At 27.5% G+C, this 3,762-nt stretch carries 3 protein-coding genes; all 3 read left to right on the top strand.

Going from position 1 to position 3,762, the window contains the following annotated elements; translation table 11 throughout:
- Positions 1-1,163: hypothetical protein (locus AVBRAN12637_RS09590; protein WP_442862440.1), on the top strand; the 1,163-nt coding region annotated here is incomplete at its 5' end.
- A complete protein-coding gene (locus tag AVBRAN12637_RS09585; RefSeq protein WP_336615819.1) occupies positions 1,160-2,344 on the top strand; it encodes a BspA family leucine-rich repeat surface protein in 1,185 nt (394 codons plus the stop codon). The genes AVBRAN12637_RS09590 and AVBRAN12637_RS09585, both read left to right, overlap by 4 nt.
- 48 nt (positions 2,345-2,392) lie before the next feature.
- On the top strand, positions 2,393-3,601 hold the full coding sequence (locus AVBRAN12637_RS09580) for a BspA family leucine-rich repeat surface protein (protein WP_336615818.1): 1,209 nt from the start codon (positions 2,393-2,395) through the stop codon (positions 3,599-3,601).
- Positions 3,602-3,762 lie beyond the last annotated feature (161 nt).

Here is a 3,762-nt window from a genome sequence, read left to right as displayed (position 1 = left end):
AAAATCAAAGCACTAAAAATAGCGAAGAATTAAATAATAAAAGTAAAAAGAAAAATCCAAGAAAAAATAAAAGCAAAAATCAAGAAATTTCTAAAGAACAAAACGAAGAGCAAAATCAAGAAGAGATTTTAAGTGATGATGAATTAGATGAGTTAGAGCAAGAACTAAATGAGATTTTAAAAGTTTTAGAGTTTTTAAATGATGAAAGTGATGTAGATAATAATAACAATCAAGAAAATACTAAAAATCAGCAAAGTTCAAGCACTCAAACACCACAAATAAATCCTAAAAAACGAGATTTAAAAAATTTTAAAAAACGAATGCAGGATTTTTTTAGCGATAGAGGCGTAGGTGGCGAAAAAGACATAGTAAAAGCCTCACATTCATATAGAAATGACAATATCAAAAAAAGTGAAATAAAAAGGCTTTGCAAGATGATTTGCGAAGGTTTTGGCATAGGAGTAAGCAAAAACGATAAGCATAATTTAGGTTATGAATTAGATGGAATTACAAGCTCTGATATACTTAAAAACGCCTTGCCAAGTGAGTTTGCCTTGCTAAATGACGAGCTAGCCCAAAATCTATTTTTTGCTAAGTTTTGTGAAAAATCCCTTAGCACTTGGCTAAATAAATCAAGTGATAAAGGCAAAATCAGCCCACTAATAATAGCTATTGATAATAGTGGCAGTATGAGTGGAGCTCCTGAAATGGTGGCTAAAACGGTAGGGTATTATCTAATAAATGAATGCAAACAACACAAAAAAGAGTGTATTTTAATTCTAGCTGGAAGTGGAGAGAATATAAAAACATCTAAAAAACACGGATATGATGAATTGCTTTATACCCTATCAAAATACAAAGCTAGTGGGGGTTATGATATAGATTGGGTTTTAAAGGCAAGTTTAAAAAAGGCAAGAGAATACAACAATAAAGCAAACCTATTAGCTATAAGTGATTTTTGTATAGGAGATGTATTTTTAAGAGATATTCAAGATGAGTTAAATGCTGTGAAAAGCTATGCACTTTTTATATCGTTTTTTGGTGGGAATAGGTTTGATGTAGTGGGCTTTCATAAGTATTTTTTATATGATAATTATAATCATACTATAAATGTTTTAGAGCGTAAAGATAGAGAAGAAAAGCTAAAAAGGAAAATAAGATGAAAAAAGTAAAAACAGCAATTGAATTAAAAGCACTTTGTGATGATTTGAGTGCTAATTTATATGATATTGATACGAGTGATATGACCGATATGAGTGAGCTTTTTAAGGATAGCTTAAGGAGTGATTTTAGCTTTATAAATACTTGGGATACTAGCAATGTAAATGATATGAGCTCTATGTTTGAAAACTGCATAAATCTAAACGAAAAGCTAGAAATTGATGTGAGTTCTTTAAGATATACAGATAAGATGTTTTATAATTGCACAAGTTTGGATTTAAAAAATATAAGTTTTAATAATTTTGATGTTTCAAATCTTAGTTCATTAGCTGGAATGTTAGTTGGTTGTATTAATAGAGCTGAGTTTATTACAAGATATCTTAAGCTTAATTTTCTAAATGGTATTTTGCTTCCTAATAATACTTCTGAATTAGAGTTTATCCTAAACGATAACACCATACCGCTAAATCTTATTGATACGAGCAAATTAGCTAATACTAATTTTGCTTTTACACATAGCGATAGGACTGATTTTAAAGGGGTTGAGAGCTGGAGTAATGTAAATTCTTATACTTTTGCTAATTCTAAGGCAAGTGATGAGCTTTTAAAAACTTTAAATATAAAAGCCATTATTGTAAATTTTAAATATAGACCTACAACAAAAGATGAATTAATAGAACTTATAAAAGATGAAAATATTTATCTAGGAGATATTGATACGAGCCTAATAACTGATATGAGTTATTTGTTTTACAGAATTAATCGTAGGAATTTTTCAGGAATTAATAAATGGAATACAAGCAATGTTACAAATATGGCAGGTATGTTTTATGGTTGTATTTATTTTAATGAAAGTCTTAGTCTTGATACGAGAAATGTTACTAATATGGTGGGTATGTTTTATGGTTGCGAAAGTTTTAATCAAAAACTTTATTTTAATACTTCTAATGTAGAGAGTATGAAAACTATGTTTTGTGGATGTAGTAAGTTTAATCAAAAACTTGATTTTGATACTAAAAAAGTGAAATATTTTTCTAGTATGTTTGATAACTGTAGTAGTTGTACTCAAGTTTATGAATTTAATTGTAATAGTATTATAGATTTATCTAGGTGTGTTAATGGGGTTTATTTTACTTTTGAAAATACTTCTGCAAGAATTTTACAAATTGTTTCAGAAAATTAATGTATTTAATAAAACTAAAAAAAAGAGGAATTTAAAACAGGAATTAGAATGATAAAAGTAAAAACAAAAGCAGAACTAAAAGCACTTTGCGATGATTTGAATGCTAATTTACATGATATTGATACTAGCTTAATTACTGATATGAGTGAGCTTTTTAAAGATAGTCTTAGGAGTGATTTTAGCTTTATAAACCATTGGGATACTAGCAATGTTGTTAATATGAACTCTATGTTTGAAAACTGCGTACATCTAAACGAAAAACTTGAAATTGATGTAAGCTCTTTAAGATATGCAAATAAGATGTTTTATGCTTGTAATAATCTTGATTTAAAAAACATTAGCTTAACTAACTTTGATATTTTAAAAGTTTTTGAATGCTATTCTATGATAGATGGATGTGTTAATAAGAGTGAGTTTTTGTTTAGTAATTTAAAATTAAATATTAAAAACGCCATAGTAAGTCCTAAAAATAAAGCCGAATTAATGCTACTTGTATGTGATGAAAGTTTGCCTTTGGCTATGATTGATACTGCAAATATTTATGATTTTAGAAATCTTTTTGCGTATTCAACTAGACAAAATTATGATGGATTATGGGAGTTTAAAAATAAAGCTTTTAAATCAATGTTTTATAAAAGTAATTTTTATAGCGACAAAATAGAGCCAAAAGCTTTTGTAGATATATCACAGCAAACTTTTAAATACTTTCCACAAAACAAAAAAGAACTACAAACTTTAATTGCAAATCCAGCTATCAAGCTTAATGAGATAGATACAGGATTAATTACCGATATGAGTGATTTATTTGGTAATAGGGCTGATTTTACAGGAGTAGGCGAGTGGGATACTAGCAATGTTGTTAGTATGAGTAGGATGTTTGCCAATTGCATTAATTTTAATGAGCCTTTGTATTTTGATACTAGAAATGTTAAAAAAATGAATTATATGTTTGCTAGTTGTAAGAATTTTAATCAAATAATAGATTTTAAAACTCCTAATCTAAAGACTGCTAGGGGGATGTTTTATGGTTGCACAAGGCTTAATAATGATATTAAAATAAATCTTGAAAAAGTAAAAGATGTGAGTAAATTTTTTAAAAACTGCACTCATTTAAACACTTTAATAAAACTTGATTTAAGCAGTGCTACAAATATTAGCGAGATGTTTTCAGGATGCAAAAGACTAACAATAAAACCTGATTTATTGTTAGCTAATAATGTAAGTGATATTAATATTTATAAAAATTGTAAATTTTAATTATATGGACAGAATTTTGATAACTCGTATGCTATAATGCGAAAAATTACAAGAAAGGAGAATAAATGAAAGTTATTTTTTCTTTTATGGGGGGGGGGATTTTACAAGAGATAAAATCACTTAATTTCATTTATTTTATTCAAAACTTCTCATTTATATTC

Origin of the sequence: Campylobacter sp. RM12637 (assembly GCF_020137645.1) — a bacterium.
Classification (GTDB): Bacteria; Campylobacterota; Campylobacteria; order Campylobacterales; family Campylobacteraceae; genus Campylobacter_E.
Note: the sequence above shows the minus strand (reverse complement) of the source record. Positions and strands in the feature narration are given on the sequence as shown.